The sequence below is a fragment of the Pseudomonas sp. LAIL14HWK12:I1 genome (genome assembly GCF_003202095.1).
In the GTDB taxonomy this organism is placed as follows: domain Bacteria; phylum Pseudomonadota; class Gammaproteobacteria; order Pseudomonadales; family Pseudomonadaceae; genus Aquipseudomonas; species Aquipseudomonas monteilii.
In genome coordinates, this window is sequence record NZ_QJKG01000001.1 from 446,756 (window position 1) to 471,444 (window position 24,689).

20 protein-coding genes are annotated in these 24,689 nt (G+C 64.6%); 5 read left to right on the forward strand and 15 right to left on the reverse strand.

Features of this window, described 5'->3' with window-relative positions; all coding sequences use genetic code 11:
• Window positions 1-253 precede the first annotated feature (253 nt).
• Entirely contained in the window at window positions 254-3,184 is a 2,931-nt protein-coding gene (locus D906_RS02105) for an aminotransferase (protein ID WP_027615090.1), read from the forward strand.
• 3 nt (window positions 3,185-3,187) lie between these two features.
• On the opposite strand, the gene D906_RS02110 is transcribed toward D906_RS02105, so the two are convergent.
• Window positions 3,188-4,423 carry an NAD(P)/FAD-dependent oxidoreductase gene (locus D906_RS02110; RefSeq protein WP_027615091.1) on the reverse strand — a complete coding sequence of 412 codons (1,236 nt, stop codon included), beginning with the start codon at window positions 4,421-4,423 and terminating at the stop codon, window positions 3,188-3,190.
• 78 nt (window positions 4,424-4,501) lie between these two features.
• Here D906_RS02110 and D906_RS02115 point away from each other — a divergent pair, with 78 nt between their 5' ends.
• Window positions 4,502-5,407 carry a LysR family transcriptional regulator gene (locus D906_RS02115; protein ID WP_019096477.1) on the forward strand — a complete coding sequence of 302 codons (906 nt, stop codon included), beginning with the start codon at window positions 4,502-4,504 and terminating at the stop codon, window positions 5,405-5,407.
• A 32-nt stretch (window positions 5,408-5,439) separates the two neighbouring features.
• Here D906_RS02115 and D906_RS02120 read toward each other — a convergent pair whose 3' ends face one another.
• The 14 genes from D906_RS02120 to D906_RS02185 all read right to left on the reverse strand — a co-directional run bounded on the left by D906_RS02120 (window position 5,440) and on the right by D906_RS02185 (window position 19,492).
• Window positions 5,440-6,135 (reverse strand): response regulator, encoded by a 696-nt coding sequence (locus D906_RS02120; RefSeq protein WP_016711620.1) that lies wholly within the window; start codon window positions 6,133-6,135, stop codon window positions 5,440-5,442.
• Complete coding sequence (locus D906_RS02125; protein ID WP_027608720.1) at window positions 6,132-8,786, reverse strand: sensor histidine kinase KdpD; 2,655 nt, start codon at window positions 8,784-8,786, stop codon at window positions 6,132-6,134. Before D906_RS02125 ends, D906_RS02120 begins: the two co-directional genes overlap by 4 nt.
• Before the next feature lie 59 nt (window positions 8,787-8,845).
• Window positions 8,846-9,397, reverse strand: coding sequence for a potassium-transporting ATPase subunit KdpC (gene kdpC / locus D906_RS02130; protein WP_019099711.1), 552 nt, complete (start codon window positions 9,395-9,397; stop codon window positions 8,846-8,848).
• Window positions 9,398-9,407: 10 nt separating this feature from the next.
• Window positions 9,408-11,462 carry a potassium-transporting ATPase subunit KdpB gene (gene kdpB, locus D906_RS02135; RefSeq protein WP_027615092.1) on the reverse strand — a complete coding sequence of 685 codons (2,055 nt, stop codon included), beginning with the start codon at window positions 11,460-11,462 and terminating at the stop codon, window positions 9,408-9,410.
• Between the two features lie 9 nt (window positions 11,463-11,471).
• Window positions 11,472-13,166 carry a potassium-transporting ATPase subunit KdpA gene (kdpA, locus tag D906_RS02140; RefSeq protein ID WP_019099709.1) on the reverse strand — a complete coding sequence of 565 codons (1,695 nt, stop codon included), beginning with the start codon at window positions 13,164-13,166 and terminating at the stop codon, window positions 11,472-11,474.
• Between the two features lie 9 nt (window positions 13,167-13,175).
• On the reverse strand, window positions 13,176-13,265 hold the full coding sequence (kdpF, locus tag D906_RS02145; protein WP_003251485.1) for a K(+)-transporting ATPase subunit F: 90 nt from the start codon (window positions 13,263-13,265) through the stop codon (window positions 13,176-13,178).
• A 176-nt stretch (window positions 13,266-13,441) separates the two neighbouring features.
• Window positions 13,442-14,494 carry an AI-2E family transporter gene (locus tag D906_RS02150; RefSeq protein WP_019099708.1) on the reverse strand — a complete coding sequence of 351 codons (1,053 nt, stop codon included), beginning with the start codon at window positions 14,492-14,494 and terminating at the stop codon, window positions 13,442-13,444.
• Window positions 14,495-14,506: 12 nt separating this feature from the next.
• Window positions 14,507-15,301, reverse strand: coding sequence for a DUF4892 domain-containing protein (locus tag D906_RS02155; RefSeq protein WP_019099707.1), 795 nt, complete (start codon window positions 15,299-15,301; stop codon window positions 14,507-14,509).
• A 109-nt stretch (window positions 15,302-15,410) separates the two neighbouring features.
• Entirely contained in the window at window positions 15,411-16,265 is an 855-nt protein-coding gene (locus tag D906_RS02160; RefSeq protein ID WP_027615093.1) for an alpha/beta hydrolase, read from the reverse strand.
• The gene (locus D906_RS02165; protein ID WP_027615094.1) at window positions 16,262-17,050 is read right to left on the reverse strand and encodes an alpha/beta fold hydrolase; all 789 of its coding nucleotides are present in this window, start codon (window positions 17,048-17,050) and stop codon (window positions 16,262-16,264) included. The genes D906_RS02160 and D906_RS02165 overlap by 4 nt, the downstream gene beginning before the upstream one ends.
• Before the next feature lie 93 nt (window positions 17,051-17,143).
• The gene (locus tag D906_RS02170; RefSeq protein WP_019099704.1) at window positions 17,144-17,530 is read right to left on the reverse strand and encodes a hypothetical protein; all 387 of its coding nucleotides are present in this window, start codon (window positions 17,528-17,530) and stop codon (window positions 17,144-17,146) included.
• A gap of 97 nt (window positions 17,531-17,627) precedes the next feature.
• Window positions 17,628-18,086 (reverse strand): phosphohistidine phosphatase SixA, encoded by a 459-nt coding sequence (gene sixA, locus D906_RS02175; protein WP_016711630.1) that lies wholly within the window; start codon window positions 18,084-18,086, stop codon window positions 17,628-17,630.
• Window positions 18,083-18,430, reverse strand: a complete 348-nt coding sequence (locus D906_RS02180) for a DUF4389 domain-containing protein (RefSeq protein WP_016711631.1) — start codon at window positions 18,428-18,430, stop codon at window positions 18,083-18,085. Before D906_RS02180 ends, sixA begins: the two co-directional genes overlap by 4 nt.
• Before the next feature lie 36 nt (window positions 18,431-18,466).
• Window positions 18,467-19,492, reverse strand: coding sequence for an NAD(P)H-dependent glycerol-3-phosphate dehydrogenase (locus tag D906_RS02185; protein WP_019099703.1), 1,026 nt, complete (start codon window positions 19,490-19,492; stop codon window positions 18,467-18,469).
• Between the two features lie 139 nt (window positions 19,493-19,631).
• Here D906_RS02185 and D906_RS02190 point away from each other — a divergent pair, with 139 nt between their 5' ends.
• The 3 genes from D906_RS02190 to D906_RS02200 are packed head-to-tail and all read left to right on the forward strand — an operon-like array spanning window position 19,632 to window position 24,597.
• On the forward strand, window positions 19,632-21,779 hold the full coding sequence (locus D906_RS02190; protein WP_176430997.1) for a TonB-dependent siderophore receptor: 2,148 nt from the start codon (window positions 19,632-19,634) through the stop codon (window positions 21,777-21,779).
• The gene (locus tag D906_RS02195) at window positions 21,779-22,669 is read left to right on the forward strand and encodes an ABC transporter substrate-binding protein (protein WP_019099701.1); all 891 of its coding nucleotides are present in this window, start codon (window positions 21,779-21,781) and stop codon (window positions 22,667-22,669) included. Before D906_RS02190 ends, D906_RS02195 begins: the two co-directional genes overlap by 1 nt.
• On the forward strand, window positions 22,666-24,597 hold the full coding sequence (locus D906_RS02200) for an ATP-binding protein (RefSeq protein ID WP_025753320.1): 1,932 nt from the start codon (window positions 22,666-22,668) through the stop codon (window positions 24,595-24,597). The genes D906_RS02195 and D906_RS02200 overlap by 4 nt, the downstream gene beginning before the upstream one ends.
• Window positions 24,598-24,689 lie beyond the last annotated feature (92 nt).

Here is a 24,689-nt window from a genome sequence, read left to right on the forward strand (position 1 = left end):
CTGACCGCTGCAGGACCGTACAGCATTGGAGGCTTCCTCGTGACTATCTCTCCGTCCCCCGTCGGCCCGATGCTCAGGCACTGGCGCATGCTGAACCGGGTCAAGCAGCTGCACGCCGCGCAGATGTTCGGGGTGTGCCTGTCCCCATAGTTCAGCCCTTCATCAGATTTTCTGACAACAATCGTCTTTCATCATCAGCCAGAACAGGCATAAATTCTCCACCGTCAACTCCCAGTAGCAACGGTAGAGCCTCATGTCCAGCCCACAGCACCCGTCCGCCTCCCCTGCCCTGACCACGCTGATCAGCCGTTCCGGCCTGCCCAGCCCTTCACTCAGTGAAACGCAGGCTCACGCCGTCTTGCAGGCGCATTATGGTCTCGACGGTGACCTGGCGGCACTGGGCAGCCAACAGGACCTCAACTTCCGCGTGGACGCGCCGCAAGGGCGCTACGTGCTCAAGGCATGCCACGGCAGCTATGCCCAGTTGGAGCTCGAAGCACAACATGCCGCCCTGGCCTACTTGCGCGAACAGGGGTTGCCAGTACCCGCCGTGCGCCCTGCCAGCAACGGCGAAGGATTGCTGGCACTGGACATCGACGGGCAACCGCTGCGCCTGCGGCTGCTCGACTACATCGAAGGCCAACCGTTGACCCGCCTCAAACACCTGGAGCCACGCCTGATCGCTGAACTGGGCGGGCTCTGTGCGAAGCTGGACAGGGCGCTGGTCGACTTCGATCACCCCGGCCTGGTGCGCACCCTGCAATGGGACCCGCAACATGCCCAGGCGCTGATCGACCACCTGTTGCCGGTTCTGCAAGACAGCGGGCAACGCACCCGCATCGAACACGCCACTCGCCAGGCCTGCGCGCGCCTGACGCCGCTGGTGGACCAACTGCCGATCCAGCCTGTGCACCTGGACATCACCGACGACAACACCGTGTGGGCGCGCAACAGTGAGCGCCAGTGGCAACTGCAAGGGGTGATCGACTTCGGCGACCTGATGCGCACCTGGCGTATCGCCGACTTGTCTGTGACATGCGCGTCGCTGCTGCACCACGCCGAGGGCGACCCGCTGCGCATCCTGCCGGCAATTGGCGCCTATCAGGTGCTCAACCCGCTGACCGAGGCCGAGCTACGCGCCCTGTGGCCACTGGTGATCAACCGCGCTGCGGTACTGGTGTTGAGCAGCGCGCAGCAACTGGCCGTGGACCCCGCCAACCAGTACACCCGCGACAACGTGGCCCATGAGTGGGAAATCTTCGACACCGCCACTGCCGTGCCTTTCGCGCTGATGGAAGCCGCCATCCTCCAGGCGGCAGGCGTGCAGATCGGCGTTCCAGACTTGAACGGTTGCGCCCCCCTGCTCCCCGACCTGGCCGGGCAGGAAGTAACGCGGGTCGACCTAGGTGTGCTCAGCCGCCATTGTGAAGCGGGTAACTGGGAGCAACCCGGTTTCGACCAGCACCTGCTGAGCGCGCAAACGGCCCCGGCCTGCACCCTGCACGGGCAGTATCGCCTGTCGCAAACCCATATCGACCGGCCCGAAGAGCCTGCGACCTGCGCCCTCGGCGTTGAGTTGCGTGTGCCCAACGGCAGCCAGGTGCAAGCACCCGAAGCCGGCACCTGGGTGCGCCATGGCGACGGCCGCGGTTGCCTGCAAACCGCGCACTGGGCCTTGTGGTTGCAGGGCCTGGAAGATGCACCCGCCGATGGGCAGGCGATGGAAAAAGGCCAGTCGCTGGGCCATAGCTGTGGTTTCCTCAGCGTACAGCTGTGCCTGGACCTTGCCCTACAGCCGCCCTTCTTCGCCACCCCGTCCCACGCCGACGCCTGGCTGGCCCTGTGCCCGTCGCCGGCCGCGCTGCTGGACCTGGACTGCGATGCCGAGCCGCTGCCCGACCCACAGGCCCTGCTGGCCCGCCGCGACGCCAGCTTTGCCCGCTCGCAGAAGCACTACTACGCGCAACCGCCACACATCGAGCGCGGCTGGCGCAACTACCTGATCGACATGCAGGGCCGTTCGTACCTGGACATGCTCAACAACGTCGCGGTACTGGGCCACGGCCACCCGCGCATGGTCGCCGAGTCGGCGCGGCAATGGTCGCTGCTGAACACCAACTCGCGCTTCCACTACGCGGCCATCAGCGAGTTCTCCGAACGCCTGCTGGACCTGGCGCCCGAAGGCTTCGACCGGGTGTTCATGGTCAACAGCGGCACCGAGGCCAATGACCTGGCCATTCGCCTGGCCTGGGCCTACAGCGGCGGGCGCGACTTGCTGAGCGTGCTGGAGGCCTACCACGGCTGGTCGGTGGCCACCGACGCCATCTCCACGTCCATTGCCGACAACCCGCAAGCCTTGGAAACCCGACCAGACTGGGTGCACCCGGTCGAGGCGCCGAACACCTTCCGTGGCCGATTCCGCGGTGCCGACAGCGCGGCTGACTACCTGCGTGACGTCGATGCCAAGCTGGCCGACCTCGATGCCCGTGGCCGCCAGCTGGCGGGCATCATCTGTGAACCGGTGTACGGCAACGCTGGCGGCATTTCGTTGCCGGCCGGTTATCTGCGCGACGCTTACGCCAAGGTCCGCGCCCGTGGCGGCGTGTGCATCGCCGACGAGGTACAGGTGGGTTATGGCCGCTTGGGCGAATACTTCTGGGGCTTCGAGGAGCAAGGCGTGGTGCCCGACATCATCACCATGGCCAAGGGCATGGGCAACGGCCAGCCGCTGGGTGTGGTCATCACCCGCCGCGAAATCGCCGAAGCGCTGGAGGCCGAGGGTTACTTCTTCTCCTCGGCCGGTGGCAGCCCGGTCAGCTGCCGCATCGGCATGGCGGTGCTGGACGTGATGCAGGAAGAAGGCCTGTGGGACAACGCCCGCGACACCGGGCGCTACTTCAAGGCCCGCCTGCAGGCGCTGGTCGACAAGCATCCGCTGGCCGGCGCAGCGCATGGGACTGGCTTCTACCTGGGGCTTGAACTGGTGCGCAATCGCGAAACGCTGGAGCCGGCTACCGAAGAAACCATGGCCCTGTGCGACCGTCTGCGTGAGCTGGGCATCTTCATGCAACCCACCGGCGACTTCCTGAACATTCTCAAGATCAAACCGCCGATGTGCACCACCCGGGCGAGCGTGGACTACTTTGTCGACAGCATTGACCGGGTGCTGGGCGAAGGCTTGTAAGTTTCAAGGCGTGGGCCCGATGGCTGCGGCCCACGCCTCCAGTGCCTCACACGCGGCCATCGCGATCTGTTCATCCGTGCGCCCGCTGAACTGACGCTCAATTGCGTCGGCGGCAATCAGCCCGGCGACGGTGGGCTTGCCCACGGCATCGGTCAGGTCCAGCCACTCACCCCAACTGGCAGGCACGTCATACCAGCGCAGGTAGCCGGAGGATGAACTTGGCCACCAGCGCTCATCGAACTGCAAAATCACCTTTTCCAGCTTGCCCATGCCAAGGTGCGCCAGCGCCTGTTGCTGGGTTTCAGGTAACTCAGGGGTGAAGTGCATCGTTTTCAACACACCTACGGGGACGGTGCAAATACAGAAATCGCAGGTTTCATCATTCACCATGACGGCTGTGCCTGACCAGTCGATACGGGCTACTGGTGTGTTCAACCGAATGTCCAGGTTTTGCGTCAGCACATCGACCAGCTCGCTGTAACCACCAGGCAGCATGCAGTCGCCATGCCCGACGCCTTCTTCGTCCAATGCGCTGACCGACAGCTGCGTCACCGGTAAGCACGCTTCCAGCACAAGGTTGGCATCAATGGCGAACTGCGTGGCCCGTACGCCAGCAGGGTCCAGTGTGGCCATATAGCCGCTGATCGCCTCAGACAAAGGCAACTGCCGGTCAACGCGCTCGATGAAGGCAGCCCAGGCGCCTTCGACATCTGGCAACACTCCGTCACTTGCAGCTGCTAGCGGGCGGCTGAAGTCGGTCTCGATGCAAGCCAAACCCTGGCGCTGCGCAATGGCGGCCAATGGGTTTTCAGCAAAATGTTGAAGCCATGCCGCACCTTCATCGGCCTTCACACTCCCCAGCTCGACTGTATGCGTGCGCCCGCCTGTACGCCCTCGTGCTTCCAGCACAATGCAATCGATACCCTGGCCCCGCAAGCGCTGTGCCGCAGCCAGGCCCGCACAACCGGCACCGATCACGATCACCTTGCGTGCCCCGGCCGCCATTGCAGCCTTTGCGGCGCGCTGCCCATCATTCCATGCACCATGAGTCATTGCCGGGGCGCGGGTGTCACAAGCTTCTCCGGCGATGACCAAGCGCTCATGCAGCACTTGGCCCAGGTCACTTCGATGCTGCCGCGTCCCGCCCGGCAACAACGCACTGTAAGCTCCGAGGCTGAACGGGTCTGCACTCCAGTGAGTGACATGCCACGCGGTTGGTCTATGCACGCTCTTCTCCATTGAGGGAACTGTCCTGTACGTGCATTAATGTTCATAATTTCCATCAATAAAAGATGATAATCATCAGGTTTACTGACAATGGCCTTTTCCAGCGACTCCCTGGCAATCTTCCTCGCCGTGCTCGACGCCGGGTCGTTCTCGGCCGCCGCCCGCAAGCTGGGCCGTGTGCCTTCAGCCGTCAGCATGGCGGTCGCCCAGCTGGAAGCAGAACTGGACCTGGTGCTGTTCGACCGGGCCACGCGCAAGGCCTTGCCCACCAGCGCCGCCTTGGCGCTGGAGCCGCAAGCCAGGCAGGTGATCTGCCAGCTCAACCTACTGGACGCCCAGGCCCTGCAACTGCACAAAGGGCTGGAAAAACGCCTGACCATCGCCATGGCGCCCGAGTTGCAAACCGGCCGCTGGAGCCAGCCACTGGAAATCCTCGCCCAGGAGTTTCCCAGCCTGGAAATCGAAGTGCGTTCAGCCACACAGACCGAGGCCGTTCGCTTACTGCATGAAGGCAGCGTGCAACTGGCGCTGGTGTTCGAGCGGCCCGGTATCGACGAGCGTGAGTCATTCCTGGAAGCCGGCAGCCAGTTGCTGGTGGCCGTTGCATCCCCCCGCCACCCCGCCGGGCAGAACAGCGGCACACCGTTGCCCGAAGAGGCCTTTGCCGAACAACGGCAGATCATCGTGGCCTCGGGCAAGGCCACCGGGTCAGACCCGCGCATGGTGCTGTCGCGGCGCATCTGGCTGACCGACAGCTACCTGGCCACGCTGGACCTGGTGCAGTCCGGCCTGGGCTGGGCCTACCTGCCGCAGCCGCTGGTCGAACCGCTGATTGCTTCAGGTGCGCTGGCCGAGGTGCGCTTCGACAACATGGCCAGCCGCTTGCGCTTGTGGGTGGATATCATCTGGGTCAAGCCGCGCCCCTTGGGCTTGGGAGCGCGGCGCTATCTGGAAGTCATGCGCCAGCTGTTCGACAGGGAGCCGGCCAGGGCCTGACGCCCTTTCACCCACCGGGCTAGATGCCCGGATCAAGCGACCGGCGCTACCAACCTGTACCCTACCCCCGCCTCGGTAATGATGAACCGTGGCGCCGTGGGGTCATCACCCAGCTTCTGGCGCAGATGCCCGACCACGATCCGCAAGTAATGGGTGTCTTCCACATGGGTAGGCCCCCAGATGTCCTTGAGCAACTGCTGCTGGGTAATCACCCGCCCCGGATGCCCGGCCAACAGCGCCAGCAAGGCATACTCCTTGCGCGTCAGCGCCACCTCGACGCCCTCCAGCGTCACCCGGCGGAAGGCAAAATCCACGGTCAACGGCCCGAAGCTGGCCGCCACCTCCGAACCACCGGTCTGCGGCACCTGGCGCAGCAGGGCACGCACCCGCGCCAAGAACTCCTGGATGCCGAACGGCTTGGTCACATAGTCGTTCGCCCCGCCATCCAGCGCATCCACCTTCTGGACCTCACTGGCGCGCACCGACAACACCATTACCGGCACCGCACTCCACTCGCGCAGCTCACGCAGCACCTGCTGGCCGTCCATGTCCGGCAGGCCCAGGTCGAGCACCACCAGGTCCGGCTTGCCCAATGCTGCCTGAGTGAGCCCTTCCTCACCGGTTGCGGCTTCGATCACCTTGTAGCCCTGGGAGGCCAGGCTGATGCGCAGGAACTTGCGGATCTGCGGTTCATCGTCGATGACCAACAGGGTGGCGGACTGGCTCATGGGGTTTCGCTTTCGGCTTCAGGTTGAGGGGGCAGTGGCAAGCATAGAGTGATGCCGGTGCCCTGGCCATCGATGCCTTCGCCTACCAGTATCTGCCCGCCATGGGCGCCGATCATGCCCTGGCAGATGGCCAGGCCCAGGCCGGTACCCTGCCCGCCACGGTCACCACGGGCGGCGGTGTAGAACATGTCGAAGATCTTCTCGCGGTCGGCTACCGGAATGCCGGGCCCTTGGTCAAGGACGGCAAAACGCAACTGCATGTCCTGCACCGATACGTGGAGTTCAAGCCGACCATTGGCCGGCGAGAACCGTGCCGCGTTTTCCAGCACATTGACCAGCGCCTGCTCGATCAGCGCTGCATGCACGAACAGCAGCGGCAGCTCGGCCGGCACGTCAGTGTGCACACGCAACGGGGCAAGCACTACGCGCAGGCGGTTGAGCGCACTGCCAGCGATGTCGCCCGGCGCCACCCAGTCGCGTGCCAGCTTGAGGCCGCCGTGGCCCAGGCGGGTCATGTCCAACAGGTTCTGGATGTACCGGTCGAGGCGCTCGGCCTCGTTGCGGGTGCCTTCCAACAGCTCACGGCGGTCTTCAGGCGGGATGGCCTCGCCCAACGCCAGCAGGCTGTCGATGCTGCCACGCATGGCGGTCAACGGCGTGCGCAAGTCGTGGGAAACGGACGCCAGCAAGGCACTGCGCAACTGCTCGGTTTCGCCATGCAGGCGTGCGGCCTCCAGCTGCTCGGCCAGGCGGGCGCGGGCCAACGCCTGCGCCAGCGGCTGGCCAAGGGCGGTGAGCAGGCGCCGACGCGGGTCGCTGAGCGGCTGGCCGGAACGCGGGCGTACACCGAGCAGGGCCAGGGGTTGTTCGTCTACCGCCAGCGGCCACCACCACCAGCGGCCATTGGGTAGGGTGTCACTGCCATGGCCGGCGGCCTGGCCATGCTGCCAGGCCCATTGCGCGGCGGCGCGTTCGTTGTCGCTAAAGGCGTGGGCTTCACCACTGGCCACCTGCAGCTGGCCTTCGGCGTTGCGCTCCAGCAGGCACACCTGCATATCCTGCCAGCCATCCAGATGCTGGCCGGCGGCATTGAAGACGGCCTGGCGGTCGGTGGCCACCGTCAGCCGACGCGACAGGTCGAGCAACTGGCTGGTCTGTGCCTGGGTCTCGCGCAGCGCCTGCAGTTGGCGACGCTGGCGGGCGGCCAGGTTGCCGGTAAGCGCGGCCATCAGCAGGAAGAACACCAGGGTCAGCACATCTTCTTCACGCTGGATGCTGAACGAGAAGTTGGGCGGAATGAACAGGAAATCGTAAGTCAGGAACGACAACGCAGCACAGGCCAGCGCAGGCCCCAGGCTGCTGCGTACCGCCACCAGCAACACCGCCGCCAGGAACACCAGCGAAATGTTTGGCAACGCCAGCACACTCGACACCGCCCAGGACAGGCCTGCTGCCATGACGGTGGCCACTAGCGCCAGCAGGTAATGCCTCCACACCCACACCCGCCGCACCGCCGAACGCGGCGCTTGCGGCTGCACATCGCGGTCCAGCACGTTGATTTCCAGGCCATGGCTCTCACGCAACAGCCGCGCCGCCACCCCGGCACCGAACAGGCGCCGACGCAGGCGGTCGCGGGACTGCCCGACCAGCACCAGGCTGGCCCGGCGTTCGGCGGCATGCTGGATCAACGTGCGCGCCACTTCGCCGGCACGCAGCACCACCACCTCCCCGCCCAGGCGCTCGGCCAGTTGCTGCGCGGCCTGCAGGCGATGGCGAGCGGTTTCGTCACGCAGGCGGCCGTTGTCCACATGCACCATGCTCCAGGGCAGATGGCGGCGCTGGGCCACGCGGCTGGCGTGACGCACCAGGCGCTCGGCCTGGTCGTCGCCATCCACGCCCACCAGCAACCGGCCACGCAAGGCCGGGGCCTCCTGGCCACGCTGGCGATAGCCATGGGCCAGGTCGGCATCGACCTGCGCGGCGGCAGTCTGCATGGCCAGTTCGCGCAGCGCGGTAAGGTTGGTTTGCGAGAAATACGCGTCGATCGCGGCCCGCGCCTGCTCCGGTACGTACACCTTGCCTTCGCGCAAGCGTTCGAGCAGCTCGCGCGGTGGCAGGTCGATCAGCACCAGCTCGAAAGCTTCCTGCAGCACCCAGTCCGGCAGGGTTTCGCGTACGAGCACGCCGGTAATGTCGCGCACCTTGTCGTTGAGGCTTTCCAGGTGCTGGACGTTGACCGTGGTGTACACGTCGATGCCGGCGGCCAGCAATTCCTGCACGTCCTGCCAGCGCTTGGCGTGCCGGCTGCCGGGGGCATTGGTGTGGGCCAGTTCGTCGACCAGGGCCAATGTTGGCGCGACCTTGAGCAGGCCGTCGAGGTCCATTTCTTCAAGCGTGACGCCGCGGTACTGGCTGCGCAGCAGGGGTTGCTGCGGCAGGCCGGCGAGCAACGCCTCGGTTTCGGCGCGGCCGTGGGTTTCGACAACCCCGGCCAGCACTTGAACACCTTGGCGTTGCTGGGCGTGGGCGGCCTGGAGCATGGCAAAGGTTTTGCCGACGCCGGGGGCGGCGCCGAGGAAGACCTTGAGCCGGCCCCGGCCTGTGCGTGGGAGGGTGGCCAACAGCGCATCGGCGCGGGCGGAATCACTCATGTTTCATCCTTTGGAATCTGCGACTGTCGACCAAAGGGCCTGCTTTGCAGGCCCCAATATCAGTGGTTCAAATGCTCAAGTGCCTGGTTCAGCGCCAGTACATTGACCACCGGCGGGCCGATCAATGGGTGGAGGGTGGCCTCTTCCACCAAGGCTTGCAAGCGCTCCTCCGGCAGTTGCCGCGCTGCTGCCACGCGCGGAATCTGGTAAGCCACGGCCTCTGGCGGCAGGTGAGGGTCGAGGCCGCTGCCCGAGGTGGTCAGCAACGCCTGCGGCACCGGCCCCTGCGGCGCCTGGTACAGCGTTGCGGCGTCCCCCTTTACCCGCTCGGCCAGCGCCGGGTTACTCGGCGACAGGTTGCTGGCACCGCTGGCCACGGTGGCATAGGCACCCGCCGAAGGCCGCGCATGGAACCAGCCATCACCCTGGAACGCCTGGGCGATCAGCGCCGAGCCACGCACCTGCCCCTGGTCATCGCGCACCAGACTGCCATTGGCCTGTTCCGGGAAAGCGACCTGGGCAATGCCCGTGACCGCCAGCGGATACAGCGCGCCAGTCACCAGCGTCATCAACAGAGCCAGGCTCAACGCCGGGCGTACATAAGCATTCATGGCGGCCTCCTCAGACCAGGTTCAGGGCATTGAGCAGCAGGTCGATCAGCTTGATCCCGGCAAACGGCACCACGATGCCGCCCAGCCCGTAGATCAGCAGGTTGCGCCGCAACAGATGCGCCGCACTGGCCGCCTGCACCCGCACGCCACGCAGCGCCAGCGGGATCAGCGCGATGATGATCAGCGCGTTGAACACGATGGCCGACAGGATCGCGCTCTGCGGGCTGGCCAGGTGCATCAGGTTGAGCACGCCCAGCTGTGGATAGATGGCAGCGAACAGCGCCGGCAGGATGGCGAAGTACTTGGCCACATCGTTGGCAATGGAGAACGTGGTCAGTGCGCCACGGGTGACCAGCAGTTCCTTGCCAACCTGTACCACGTCCAGCAGCTTGGTCGGGTCGCTGTCCAGGTCGACCATGTTGGCCGCCTCGCGCGCGGCCTGGGTGCCGTCGTTCATGGCCATGCCCACATCGGCCTGCGCCAGTGCCGGGGCGTCGTTGGCACCGTCGCCGCACATGGCCACCAGGCGGCCGTCGTTCTGCTCCTGGCGGATACGCGCCAGTTTCTTCTCAGGGGTGGCCTCGGCCAGTACGTCATCCACCCCCGCTTCGGCTGCGATGGCGGCGGCGGTCAGCGGGTTGTCGCCGGTCACCATCACCGTGCGAATGCCCAGTTTGCGCAACTCGGCGAAGCGCTCGCGGATACCCGGCTTGACCACGTCCTTGAGGTGGATCACACCAAGCAGACGCTTGTCGATGCACACCAGCAGCGGTGTGCCGCCACTCTGGGCGATACGCTCCACTTCGCGGGCCAGCGCCGGGGGCATTTCCAGCCGTTGCATGCCGACGAACGCTAGCACCGCATCGACGGCGCCCTTGCGGTAGCGGTGCTGCTGGAAGTCGATACCCGACAGACGTGTTTCGGCACTGAACGCCACGGCATCGAACTGCCCGGTAGCCGGTTCGATAAAGTCGTGCAGTTGGCGCAGGTACTCGACAATGGACTTGCCTTCGGCGGTGTCATCGGCCAGCGAGGCCAGCAGCGCCCCCTCCCCCAACTCCTTGGCGGTGATGCCCGGTGCAGCATGCAGCGCGCTGCAGCGGCGGTTGCCAAAGGTGATGGTGCCGGTCTTGTCGAGCATCAGCGTATGCACATCACCGGCTGCTTCCACCGCCCGGCCGGAACGGGCGATGACGTTCAAGCGCACCAGACGGTCCATGCCGGCGATGCCGATGGCCGACAGCAGGCCGCCGATGGTGGTAGGGATCAGCGTGACCAGCAGCGCGGCCAGGAAGATCAGCGGCAGGCTGCCACCCGCGAAGTGGGCGAAGGGCTGCAAGGTCACCACCACGATCAGGAAGATCAGCGTCAGGCCGATCAGCAAGATGTCGAGGGCAATCTCGTTCGGCGTTTTCTGGCGCTTGGCGCCTTCGACCAGGGCGATCATGCGGTCGAGAGTCGATTCGCCCGGGTTGCTGGTGATACGGATCAACAGCCAGTCGGAGACCAGCCGGGTATTGCCGGTCACGGCCGAGCGGTCGCCGCCGGACTCGCGGATCACGGGGGCAGACTCACCGGTAATGGCGGCCTCGTTGACCGCCGCGATACCTTCCAGCACCTCGCCGTCGCCGGGGATCATTTCGCCCGAGACTACGCGCACTACGTCATCTTTGCGCAACGCGCTGGCTGCAATGGTTTCGTAGCTGCCATCACGCTTGCGACGCAGTGCGGTCAAGCCTTGGCTACCGGCCTTGAGGCTGTCGGCGCGGGCCTTGCCACGGCCTTCGGCCAGCGCCTCGGCAAAATTGGCGAACAGCACGGTAAACCACAGCCACAGGGCGATTTGCACGGCAACCCCGGTGCTCACGCCACTGCCGGGAGCGAAGCACAGCACAGTGGTCAGCACCGCGGTCAGGGCCACCACCAGCATCACCGGCGAACGTTTGAGCTGGCGCGGGTCGAGCTTGACGAACGCCTGCACCAGCGCCGGGCGCCACAACGCGGCGAAGCGGGTCTGGTCCTTGGCGGTGTGCCGCGCTTTAACTTCAGGAATGGGCATGTTCATGGTCAGTCCTCAGAAACCCAGGCTCAGGTGTTCGGCGATTGGCCCCAGGGCCAGGGTCGGCAGGAAGGTAAGGCCACCCACCAGCAGGATGGTCACCAGCAGCAGGCCGGTGAACAGCGGGCCGTGGGTGGGGAAGCTGTTCTGCCCCTGCGGTGCGCTTTTCTTCGCTGCCAGGCTGCCGGCCAAGGCCAGGATCGGCAGGATGTAGCCGAAGCGGCCGATGAGCATGGCCAGGCCGATCATCAGGTTGTGGTACACGGTGTTGGCACCGAAACCGGCGAAGGCCGAGCCATTGTTGGCCGTGCCCGAGGTGTAGGCGTACAGCAACTGGCTGAAACCATGCGCCCCCGGGTTGCTGACCGCACCCGCCGGGCCAGGCAGGCTGGCGGCGATAGCGCCCAGCACCAGCACGCCGACCGGCATCACCAGCAGGGTTGCCACCAGCAACTGCACCTCACGGGCTTGCAGCTTCTTGCCCAGGTATTCCGGGGTGCGGCCAATCATCAGCCCGGCCAGGAACACCGCGATCAACACGAACAACAGCATCCCGTACAGCCCGGCGCCGACGCCGCCGAAAATCACCTCGCCCACCATCATGTTGACCATCGCCACCATGCCGGTCAGCGGGTTGAGGCTATCGTGCATGGCGTTGACCGAGCCGTTGGAGGCTGCAGTGGTGGTGACCGTCCACAACACCGAACCGGTGGTGCCAAAACGGCTTTCCTTGCCTTCCATGGGGGCCGCCTGTTGCACCTGGGTGCTTTCCAGCGCCGGGTTGGGCTGGTACTCGGACCACAGCGCGGTGCTGCCGCCAATCAGGAACAGGGCAAGCATGCAGGCGAGGATCGCGCGGCTCTGACGCAGGTCCTTCACGTAGTGGCCGAACGTGAACACCAGCGCCACCGGAATGAGGATGATCGACGCCACCTCGAACAGGTTGCTCCAGGCGGTGGGGTTTTCGAACGGGTGCGCCGAGTTGACGCCGAAGAAGCCACCGCCGTTGGTACCCAGTTGCTTGATGGCGATCTGGCTGGCGGCCGGCCCCAGCGGTATGGTCTGGTCAGCCCCTTGCAGGGTCAGCGCATGGGCGTAGTCGGCAAAGGTCTGCGGCACGCCCTGCCACACCAGCAGCAGCGCCAGCAGCAGGCACAGCGGCAGCAAGCCATAGAGGGTGGCGCGGGTCATGTCGACCCAGAAATTGCCCAGCGTCGTTGCACTGCGCCGGGCAATGCCGCGACACAACGCGACCAGCACGGCCAGGCCGGTGGCGGCACTGACAAAGTTCTGTACGGTCAGGCCAAGCATCTGGCTGAGGTAGCTGACCGATGCCTCACCACTGTAGGCCTGCCAGTTGGTGTTGGTGACGAAGCTGACCGCTGTGTTGAACGCCAGCGACCACTCCTGGCCTGGCAAATGCTGCGGGTTGAGCGGCAGGTAGCCCTGCAACAGCAACACGGCGAACAGCAGCAGGAATCCGGCCAGGTTGAAGGCCAGTAGCGCCAGGGTGTATTGGCGCCAGTTCTGCTCCTGGCTGGCGTTCACGCCCGCTAGCCGGTAGCAGGCCTGCTCGACCGGGCTCAGCAGCGGCGACAGCCAGGTGCGCTGGCCTTCCATGACCCTGTAGTAGAACCGCCCGAGCCAGGGTGCCGGTAGCAGCACGATGGCAAAGAACGCCAGCAGCAAGGCGAAATCGTAACTGTGCATGGCCGCTCCCTAGCTGCGATCGGCGCGCAGCAGCGCCACCAGCAGATAAAACGCCAAGGCCACTGCCAGCAGCAGTGACAGCCCGTCGAGCATGTTCATGAGTGGTTCTCCCCGTGGTGCGGCTTGTGCCGCTATGGGGAAATTGTCTGAGGGAGGGGCGTAAAGGGGCGAGATCGGGGGGTGTGGATGGGTATAAAGAAAGCGTAAAAATCAGCTTTGTGGGTTGTCTTTACTGGCCTCTTCGCGGGCAAGCCCGCGAAGAGGCCGATACAGGCTTACTGCTGGGGAGGTTGCTGCGCAGCGTTTCGGCTCCAGTCCAGCAGCAGGCTGTACCCGACCGCGAGCAAGGTCGGCCCGATGAACAGGCCAATGAAGCCAAAGGCAAGCAATCCACCGAACACACCCAACAGCACGATCACCAGTGGCAGGTTACCGCCACGGCTGATCAGGTACGGTTTGAGCACGTTGTCCACACCGCTGATGACAAAGGTGCCCCAGATGCCCAGGAACACCGCCATGCCGTACTCGCCCTTCCACACCAACCAGGCCGTGGCCGGGATCCAGGCCAGTGGTGGGCCCATGGGGATCAGGCTGAGCATGAAGGTCACCAGGCCCAGCACGATGGCACCCGGCACGCCGGCAATCAGGAAGCCGATCAGTGCGAGCACAGCCTGCGCAGCCGCTGTGCCAATCACCCCGTTCACCACCCGCTGAACGGTGGCCGCCACCAGTTCCAGGTAGTACTCGCCGCGATCACCCATCAGGCGGTGCAGCAAGCGCAATACGAACGCCGACAAGCGAGGGCCGTCACGGTAGAAAAAGAACACGAACACCAGGCTAAGGGTCAGTTCCAGCACACCGCTGCCGATCTGCGCACTGCGCGCCAGCAACCAGTTGCCCACCTGCCCGAAGTAGGGCTTGACCGACGCCAGCAAGGCCGCCCCCTGCTGGTCGAGCGACTGCCACCAGCTGACCAGGCGCTCACCAACGAACGGTATGCCCCCCAACCAGGCCGGTGCATCGGGCAAACCGTCCACCTGCACGTCGCGCACGAACGCCGTGGCATCGCGAATATGATCGGCCAGGTTGAACCCCAGCCACACCAGCGGCAATGCCACAATCAGGATCCAGGCGGTGGTCAACAGGCTGGCCGCCAAGGTTTCGCGCCCGCCCAGCACACGCGTGAGCAAGCGCATCAACGGCCAGCTGGCAAAAGCCAGGATGGCCCCCCACAGCAACGCCGAGATGAACGGTGCCATCACCCACAGGCCGGCCCCCAGCAACGCCAACAGCAGAATCTGAACCAGCAGGCGATCATTGTTAACCATGGCGGCGCTCGTTCAACGGATCAGTTCAAGGTGCAGGCCGTCGGTGGGCGCGCTACCGACTTCAAGGCGGCCATTGCGCACCCCTGCCTTGACCAGCGCCTCGCGCCAGGCTTCGGCCTGAGCGCCACTGAGGCTGGCACGCAGGGTGCTGTCCAGGTTCAGGCTGCGGGCCAGCAAATTCACCCAGGTGTCTTGCGGCGCAGCCAGGTCAGGATAGTCGAGCTTGCCGGTGTCGCGCATTTCGCGCAGCACCGTGGCGGCGGTCGGCAGCAGTTCGCCCAACGGGTTGCCGGCGACGAACTGTTCCACATGCAGGTAGGCGCGGCGGTTGCCCCGGGTAACGCTGTACAGCGCGACCAGGGTGTCGGCCTCTTCCGCCGAGCGACGCAGCAAGATGAAGGCCTGCTGCTCGTCACCACCGTTCAGGCGGGCATTGGCAAACACATCGTTGGCCCACAGGCTGGCTTCGCCGCAATCGCGGCCTTGGCACCAGAACAACGGGTAACCACCGTCGCGTTGCAGTTCTTCACGGGCAGTGGTGAAGGCTTCGCGCGCGGTGCGTTCGACCGGCAGTTCGTAGGTGACCGAGCTGACCTGCCCACGGCTTTCGACCTTGTCTTCGACCCGCAGGCGGCCGCTGATCTTGCGCAGCGGGCCCATCGGGTAGACGCGTTCCTGCTCCACGGCCGGACGCTGGTCGACGACCTTGGCGTCCACCGGCACCGGCAGGCTGCCGGCCCACAACACGGGGCTGGTGAGCATCAGGCAAGCGGCCAGGGCAGTACGAATGGAAACGGGCGTGCTCATTGGCGACCCAGGCGGCGCCCTGCGCCGAAATGAAGCTCCAGGATGTCTGGCAGTTGCATGGTTGTCTCCCTGTTCAACCCGCCAAGCCTCGACAGTTGACCGGTGCAAGTCAAGCAAAGCCAAAGAAGCGATTGAAACAGTCTGCGACAAGGGCCGCGCCCTGCTCATCGTTCAGGTGCAGGTGATGGCCACCGGGCAGCGTCACCTGCTCAAAGGGTAGCTGTTCCAGCAACGCGGTGTGGCGCACCAGCATGCCATCGGCGGCAACCACTAGCTGCGCCGGGCAATCCACCCTGCGCACATAGGCCATGGCCTGGGCCTCGCTCAGGCGTAGTGGCGATGGCAAGGTCAGGCGGCTGTCACTGCGCCAGCTGTAGCCGCCCGGCACCGGCATGAGGCCACGCCGGGCCAGCAGTTCGGCGGCCTCGCGGCTGACCGCGACCATGCCTTTCATCCGGGCATGCACACCTTCCTCCAGCGTGGCGTACACCGACTTGCGCTTGCCGTCCAGCCGCAGCTGGGCCTGCAGTGCCATCCCCAAACGTTCGCCTGCATCCTGCTCGGCACCGGTCGGCGGGATGACGCCGTCGATCAACGCCAGATGGCTGACCCGGTCGGGCAAGGCGCCAGCCAGCTGCACCGAAATGATTGCCCCAAGTGAATGCCCCAACAGTGCAAAACGCTGCCAACCGAGCTGCTCGGCGACCCGCAGCACATCATGGGCATAGTCGGCCAAGGCATAACCGGCGCCAGGCGGGCGGTGTTCGGAGTAACCGTGCCCGGCCAGGTCCAGGGCGACGATGCGCAGGCCTTTGAGTTGTGGCGCCAGGCGGGCGAAGCTGTTGGCGTTGTCCAGCCAGCCATGCAGGGCAATCACCGGCAGCCCGTCCTCGGGGCCGAACAGGTGCGCGGCCAGCTCGATATGGCCCAGGCTCAGGCGGATTTGTTCGACCTGTGCGCTCATGCCTGACTCCAGCGGTCGAACAGGCCCTTGATCAGGCTGGCGGTGTCTGCGGGGCGCTCCAGCGGGAACATGTGCCCGCCCGGCACGCTGTGATATTCCCCTTGGGGCATGCCCCGTACGGCCAGGGTGTGGTGGCGGCGAATGACATTGCTACGGTCGCCGCGCACCATGGCCAGCGGCACCTGCAACTGCCGCGCGGGCGCCGGGCTGGTATGCGGGATGCTGCGGTAGATGCTGATTTCGGTAGCCGGGTCGAAGCGTAGCTGCAGGCCCTGCTCTGCCGCCTGCAAGCCGTGTTCGACATAGGCGTCGAGGCAGTCGGGATCGAAATGGCGGAACAGTGACTTGCCGGCGAAGTAGTCCCGGGCGCTGTCGCGGTCATTGAACGTTTCGCGGCGCCCCAACGTGCGCCCGGCCGGGGTGATACGGTCGATGAAGCCAAAGCGCTTGGCGGTGCGCAGCAGCCATTGATCGGCGCGGGTGAGTACTGGCGAGTCGAGCATCACCACGCCACGGTAGTACTCGGGGCAGCGCAAGGCAGCATGCAGGTGCAATACGCCACCCAGCGAGTGGCCGACACCCCAGACCGGCTGGTCCTGTTGCGCCAGGTGGTGCAACAGTTCATCGACCAGGTTCTGCCAGTTGTCATTCACCGGAAAGCGTGGATCGTGCCCATGCTGGGCAAGGTGCTGCACCTGGTAGTCCGGCGCCAGGGCAGCGAACAGCTTGCCGTACGTGGCCGAAGGGAAACCGTTGGCATGGGCGAAGAAGATCTGCTGCGGCATGGCGCCTGGTCCGGACGGAGGATGATGGCTCATTGTCGGCATCGGCGCGCCGTTCGGCAACGTCCGGAAAGGTCATCGGCGAGGGCTATCAGGTCACGCAGACCGGTCGAAACTGGCCAGTGAACGGCGCAGGCAGGCTTGCATGTAGGCCAACTGGCTTTCCAGTGCTTCGCGGGCCAGGCGCTGGTCCTTATGATCAAGCTGAAGGCGACGCAGAGCCAGGCAACTGGTTTGCAGCAAATGAGACACCCGCTGGCAGGTATCTTGAAGGATAAGAAAGTCCTGCAGACTGTTCTCTCTATCAGCAGCATTCAGCACGCTGCTGGCGTTGACCGTTTTCATCAGGCCATAGAGCTTGGCATCGGCCGAATCGCGTAGCAGGCTGTATTGGGCGAAGTCCAGAGCGACACCTTGCTCAACCATGTCCAGGGTAGGTTGCAAATCCACGGCGCTCAGCAACGCCCCCCTCTCACCCTTCATTCGCTGCTCCATGCCTTTTGCTTTCCGGCACGCTAGCAAGGGGCCACTCACTGCGGCAACTGACAAAAATGCCAGTTGCCTTACCGGTTTCAGGGTTTCAAGGCGGATAACTGATCCCTTTGAGGGTCATCAGCCCAGCCAGCGGCCAATCCCCTTCCAGTTCCGCCAGGCTGGCGGTGCTCATGGCTGCGGGATGCTGCTGATGGCCATGCTCCAGCGCCCCGACCAAGGTCCCCACCAACGGCTGGTGGCTGACCAGCAGTACATGCTCCAGACCCAGCCGCTCGATTTCACCGATCACCTGCTGCACGTCACTTTCAGGGGTCAGCCAGGGCACGGTACGCACCGGCTCGCCGAAGCCCAGTGTGTCATGCACCAGCGCCGCCGTTTGCTGGGCGCGCACGTAGGGGCTGGCAATAATTGCCTGCAACGGCTGCCCGAGCAGGCGAGCAGCGCTGTGCAGCACCTGCTCGCGGCCATGGGCAGTCAAACGGCGTTCGGCATCCGTGTTGGCCCGTGGCTCCGCTTCACCGTGGCGCAGTACCCACAGCTTCACAGCTTGGGTTCCTCGTCACGCACCGGGTGTGGGGCCGGCGCCACGGCATGCGCTGCTTCACCTTCCGGCGCGCGCGGCGCAGGCCAGTCAGAGAACGGCCATGGCTTCTGGTCGCTGTGAAAGCTGCCAAAGCGGCCGATCTGCGCCAGGAACTGGCTCAGGCTGTCGCCGAAGTTCATCAGGCTGGCGCTGGGTGCGCCGTACACCAGACGGTAGATCAGCTGCACCAGCACCAGCCCACCCAACAACAGTTCGGCCAGCTGCCAGACCACCAGGAACACCAGCATCCACAGCACCCGCAGGATGATCGACTCGCGCTGGGCGCGTTCGGGCGTATCGTTCATGTGTCGCTCCTTGCTCGTGTCAGAGCCGCCAAAGGCTCAGTTGAAACCGCTGATGGAAATGAAATCGACATCGGTCTTGGGTTCGGCGCGCATCAGGTGCTCGATCACCTGGTTCAGCGTGCGGCCTTCGAACAGGATGGCATGCAGGCCCGCCACCAGTGGCATGTAGACCTGCACTTCCTGGGCTTTGGCCTTGAGCACCTTGATGGTATTGACGCCTTCGGCCACTTCGCCCAGGCGGTTGACCGCCTCTTCCAGGCTATGGCCCTGGCCGAGCGCGTAGCCCACCTGATAGTTGCGGCTCTTGGGCGAGGAACAGGTGACGATCAGGTCACCGACACCGGCCAGGCCGAGGAAGGTCATGGGGTTGGCCCCCTGACTGACGGCAAAGCGAGTCATTTCCGCCAAGGCACGGGTAATCAGCATGCTCTTGGTGTTCTCGCCCATGCCCAGCGCAACGGCCATACCGGCGATGATGGCGTAGACGTTTTTCAACGCGCCACCCAGCTCGACACCAAAGCGGTCAGCGCTGGCATAGACACGGAACGTGCGCCCATGCAGCACAGCCTGCACCTGCTTGCAGAGTTTTTCGTCCTCGCTGGCGACCACCGTTGCAGTCAGCGCGTGCTCGGCGATTTCGCGGGCAAGGTTAGGGCCCGATAACACACCAATACGCGCTTCGGGGGCAATTTCTTCCAGGATCTGGCTCATCAGCTTGAAGCTTTGCGCTTCGATGCCCTTGGTCAGGCTGACCAGGCCCTTGCCACGCAGCAGCTCGGCATGGGGCGCCAGCACGCTGCGCAGGGCGCTCGACGGCAGGGCAACGAAGATCAGCTCGCTGGCCTGCAAGGTCGCCAGCAGGTCATTGACCGGCTCGACGCCATCGTGCAGACGGATGCCCTTGAGGTAGCGCGGATTCTCTCGATTGACGCGCATGGCCTCGGCTTGCGCCGGGTCGCGCATCCATTGACGCACTGGCACACCGTTTTCCGCCAGCAGGTTCGCCACGGCGGTGCCAAAGCTGCCGCCTCCCAGAACTGCAACAGGTTGCTGTTCAGTCATATCCAATCCGTTAAAGCCAAAAATTAAGTGGCGACCCCGCCATTATACGGCTCGCCTGCTACAGAACCAGTCTCTGTTCCCGCTAAAGGGACAGGCTCGCTCATGCAGGTCACTGGCAAATGCGCCACGGTCAGTTACCATGCCTGTTTCAATCCTGATACAAGGCCGCCCTGTGTTCCCTGGCACGCCCCCGTACCCGCGCCTGCTCATACTGACCGCTCTGCTCGGCAGCCCGGCTGTGGCCGACGACCTGTTCATCGACAACACCGACCTGCCCCAGGTTCTGACTGCCACGCGCCTGAAACAATCCCCGGCGGCAGTCCCGGGTAGCATGACCGTGCTAGACAGCGAGCTGATCCGTGCCAGTGGCGCCCGCGACATCCCCGAATTGCTGCGCCTGGTGCCGGGCATGATGATTGGCTACGGTGCCGGTAACCAACCCACGGTCAACTACCACGGCAGCAACGTCAACGATGCACGCCGCATGCAGGTACTGATCGATGGCCGCTCGGTGTACCGCGCGGGCCTGGCCACCGTGGACTGGAGCGACATCCCTCTGGCCATGGAGGATATCGAGCGCATCGAAGTGTTCCGCGGCCCCAACACCGTCAGCTATGGCGCCAACGCGCTGATGGCGGTGGTCAACATCCTCACCCGCAACCCTGCCGACAGCCATGGCACGCGGCTGAAGTTGACCCGCGGCCAGGATGGCATAAACGACTTCTATGCCAGCCACGGCTTTGGCTGGGACGGCGGCGACATGCGCCTGTCGCTGTCCGGCCAGCAGGACGATGGTTTCGATGAAAACCAGTTTGGCCAGGATTACCGCGACAGCCGCCGGCTTACCCGCTTCAACCTCAGCGCCAGCCACAGCCTGGCAGTGGACCAGACCCTGGAGTGGCAACTGGCGGCGAAGGAAGGCAGCAACCAGCGGCCTTATACCTATAAGCCGGTCTTCCCCTATGTCACCCAGCAAGGTGACAACGCTGACGTCAATGCCAAGGACTACGCGGGCTCGGTGCGCTGGAGCATCGACTTCAACCCTGAGCACAGCCTGTATGTTCAGGGCTCGGCGCAGCACTTCGACCGTCAGCAGGTCTGGCGTGCCTGCGATGCGGCGCTGTCATTCAGCCCCGAACTGACCCAGCTTTGGCAGATGAACCCCAATTTCGCCGAGCTGGTAGCGCGCGGCGCCAACAACCCACCATCCAGCAACAACCCACAAGAGCAGGCCCTGGTCGAAGCCATCAAGGATCAATGGAACGAACAGGGTGGTAGTAATGTGGTCTGCGGCGACGTGGACCAGAGCACCCGCGAAACCCGCTACGACCTGGAAATCCAGGACACCCTGAGCCTGACCGACAGCCTGCGCCTGCTCAGCGGCATGAACTACCGTTATGACCGGGCCGACTCGCAGACTTACTTCAACGGCAGCCTCGACGACCAGACTTGGCGCCTGTTCGGCCAGCTGGAATGGCGCGCCGACGAACACTGGATCCTGCAGGGCGGAGCCATGTTCGAAGACTCCCGCCTGTCTGGCAGCTCGCTGACCCCGCGCGTGGCGGTCAACTACCTGATTACCCCGCGCCATGGCCTGCGCGCCGTGTATTCCGAGGCCGTGCGCTCACCCGACATGTTCGAGAACAACATCAACTGGAGCTACACGGTCAAGAACCTCAGTCCCAACGCGTTCGGCCAGCAGCACGGCGAATACTTCGTCAAGACCCGTGGCCCCGGCGACCTCGACCAGGAACGCATGCGCTCGCGCGAGCTCGGCTACAACGGCTACTTCAGCGACATCGACCTGAGCATGGATGTAAAGCTGTTCTACGACGAGATCACGGGAATGATCAGCGAGCCCTTGAAGAACAACCAGTACATCGCCAGCAACGCCAACAAGGCCCGTTTCAGTGGCAGCGAAGCGCAACTGGACTGGCGCCCCACCCTGCGCGATCGCCTGCGCCTGACCTACGCCTACGTCGATGCCTGGGCCAGCAACCCCGACGACCGCCGCCTCAGCGCCCACAACAGCGGCTCGGCCGGATGGATGCGCGAGTGGGGGGCTGGCTGGTCGAGCGCGCTGTTCTACTACGGCGACGATGCACTCAACCAGTACCGCTACGAGCGCCTGGACCTACGCCTGGCCAAGCGTTTTCGGGTGCATGGCAGCAACCTGGAGCTGGCGGCGCTGTGGCAGCAGCGCCTGGACGATGAGCCCACTACGGCAATCCAGAACCGCTACGACAGCCGCCACCGCCTGAGCGTCAGCGCGGAGCTGGAGTTCTGATGGCCGTGTTGCTGCGCCTGTTGCTGCTGTGCCTGTGGCCACTTGGGCCATTGTCAGCCAGTGAAATCCTGCTGGTGGGGGCTGAGGATCAGCCCGGCATCCGCAGTTTTGTCGCGGCGCTGGAAAGCCGTCGACCGCATGACCATGTGCATTTTCTGACCACTGCCGAGCTGCCGCGCCCGAGCAAGCTCAAAGCGGACCAGCGCCTGATTCTGCTCGACAGCGCCGCGCTGGAATGGCGCCTGGGTGAAAACGCCGGCCCACCAGCCCTGGCCATGCGGGTCAGCCGGGTACAGGCTGAACAGCGCCTGGGAAAGTCGCGCCCCGCGTTCCTCACCTTGTTGTGGAGCGACGCACCGCTGGGCCGGCAATTGCGCCTGACGCGCTACTTGTTGCCGCAGGCCCAGCGCATTGGCGTACTGTACGGTGAACACAGCAGTTTCTTGCTCGACGAGCTGCGCCATGCTGCCCGCCCAATGGGCCTGGAGATCATTGCCCAGGACTGGTCCGACCCACGGGACAGCCGGCCGTTGCAGCACCTGCTGGGCAACAGCGATGTGCTGCTGGGCCTGGACGATCCCAACCTGTACAACTCCAAGACGGCGAAAAACCTGCTGCTGAGCAGCTATGGCCGGCAAATGGCACTGATCGGCCCGAACGCCGGGTTTGTGCGGGCCGGCGCCCTGGCCAGCACCTACAGCGATCAGGACGACTGGCTGGCGGAGCTCGACCAGTTGCTCGATCAGCCGCCAGCGCGCTGGCCACGCAGCCTGTACCCGGCGCGCTACGGCGTCAGTGGCAACCAGCAGGTGGCCCGCGCCCTGGGCCTTGAACCGATCGATCCGAACGCCGCTGCCAAAGCCCTGGCCGCAGGAGAACCCACCCCATGAGCAAGCGCCTGAGCTGGGATATCCACACCCGCACCCAGATCATCAGCCTGGGCCCTGCCCTGCTGCTGACCTTGCTGTTGATCAGCTTCTTTACCTTCGTGCGCATCCAGGACTTGCGCCAGGAGCTCAATCACACCGGGCAACTGATCGCCAATCAGCTGGCACCGGCATCAGAGTACGGGGTGATTTCGGGCAACAACGAAGTACTCGAAGGGCTGATGCGTGCCACCCTCAGCATCCCGCACGTACGCTTTCTGGAAGTGCAGGACAGCCGCAACCACATTCTGGTGTACGTCGAGCAGTCCGACGAAAGCGCCAACCGCGCGCAACAGGTTGAAGTGTTCCAGGCCCCCATCCGCCTGCAGCAAATCCGCCTGGACAACGACTTCCTGCAACAAGGCAAAGCCACCACCCCCGCCATCGGTGACGACTACCTGGGGCGGGTCATCGTTGGCATGTCCGATGACGCCTTCAGCCAGCGCCAGCAGGAAATCGTGATCAAAGCCGGCATCCTGGCGCTGTTCGCGCTGCTGTTCACCTTTTTGCTGGCGCGCCGCCTGGCCCTGAGCCTGGCCAAGCCTATCAGCGACATGGGCCATGCGGTAAAGGCCATTCAGCAAGGTCAGTACAACACCCCCTTGCCGGTGGTCGATGACAGCGAACTGGGCCACCTGGCACGCCACATCAACAACCTGGCCAGCGCCCTGGAACAGGCCAGCGATGAACAGAAGAGGGCCATTGCCGAGCTGATTCAGGCCCGAGAGGAGGCCGAGCAGGCCAACCGCGCCAAATCCGACTTCCTGGCGATGATGAGCCACGAGCTGCGCACGCCGATGAATGGCGTGCTGGGCATGCTGCAGCTGCTGGAGACCACATCACTGAGCACCGAACAGGCCGACTACACGGCGGTCGCCAGCGAGTCCACCGGGCATTTGTTGAAGGTCATCAACGACATCCTCGATTTCTCGCGCATCGAACGCGCCGCGCTGCAACTGGAACACATCGACTTCAACCTGGGTGAGCTGATCACCAGCAGTGTCCAGTCGTTCCAGCACAGCGCCCAACAGCGCGGCCTGGGCCTGCACCTGCAACTGCCTGCCGGTATCAAGCAGCTGCAGGTGAACGGTGACCCCACACGCATCCGCCAGATCCTGCTGAACCTGGTGGGCAATGCCCTGAAGTTCACCGAACGCGGCCAGGTGCAGGTCGAAGCACGCTGGCAGGTGCTTGACCGGCAATTGATCTGGCTGACCTGTAGCGTACGCGACACGGGCATCGGTATTGACAGTGCCCGGCTGGAAATGATGTTCGTCGCCTTCCAGCAGGCCGACAGCTCGATTTCCCGCCGTTATGGCGGCACCGGGTTGGGGCTGTCGATCGCCCGCACCCTGGCCGAACGCATGGGCGGCAAGCTGCGCGGTGAAAGCCGCGAAGGCCTGGGTTCGACCTTTACCCTGGAAATGCCGCTGGCACTTGCCAACCCTGCCCCCGTCCCGCTCGCGCCGCCAATAGCTGCACCAACGCCGGTTACCGACAATGACCAGGTACTGCTGGTTGAGGACAATCCGGTCAACCAGAGTGTCATCGAGGCCATGTTGCGCAGCCTGGGGATGGCCGTCTGCACCGCCGAGGATGGCCTGGAGGCGGTCGACCTGGTCGGCCGGCAACGCTTTGCCGCCGTGCTGATGGATTGCCGCCTGCCGCACCTGGACGGCTATGAAGCCACCCGGCGCATCCGGCAGTTGCCCAACGGCGCCGGGCTACCGATCATCGCCTTGACCGCCAACGCCTTGCAGGGCGATCGGGAGCGTTGCATGGCCGCCGGCATGGACGACTACCTGAGCAAACCCTTGCGCCGCACCGAACTGCAACGGGTGCTGCAGCGCTGGTTACCCGGTCGGACAACCGCGACTGGCGATAAATGCTAAAGTGCGGCAGTCTTAAACACTGGACAGGACCTTCATCGGACCTGAAAATAGACGTTTCAGTGCACACCTGTACTTCTTTCACCAGGTGCGCT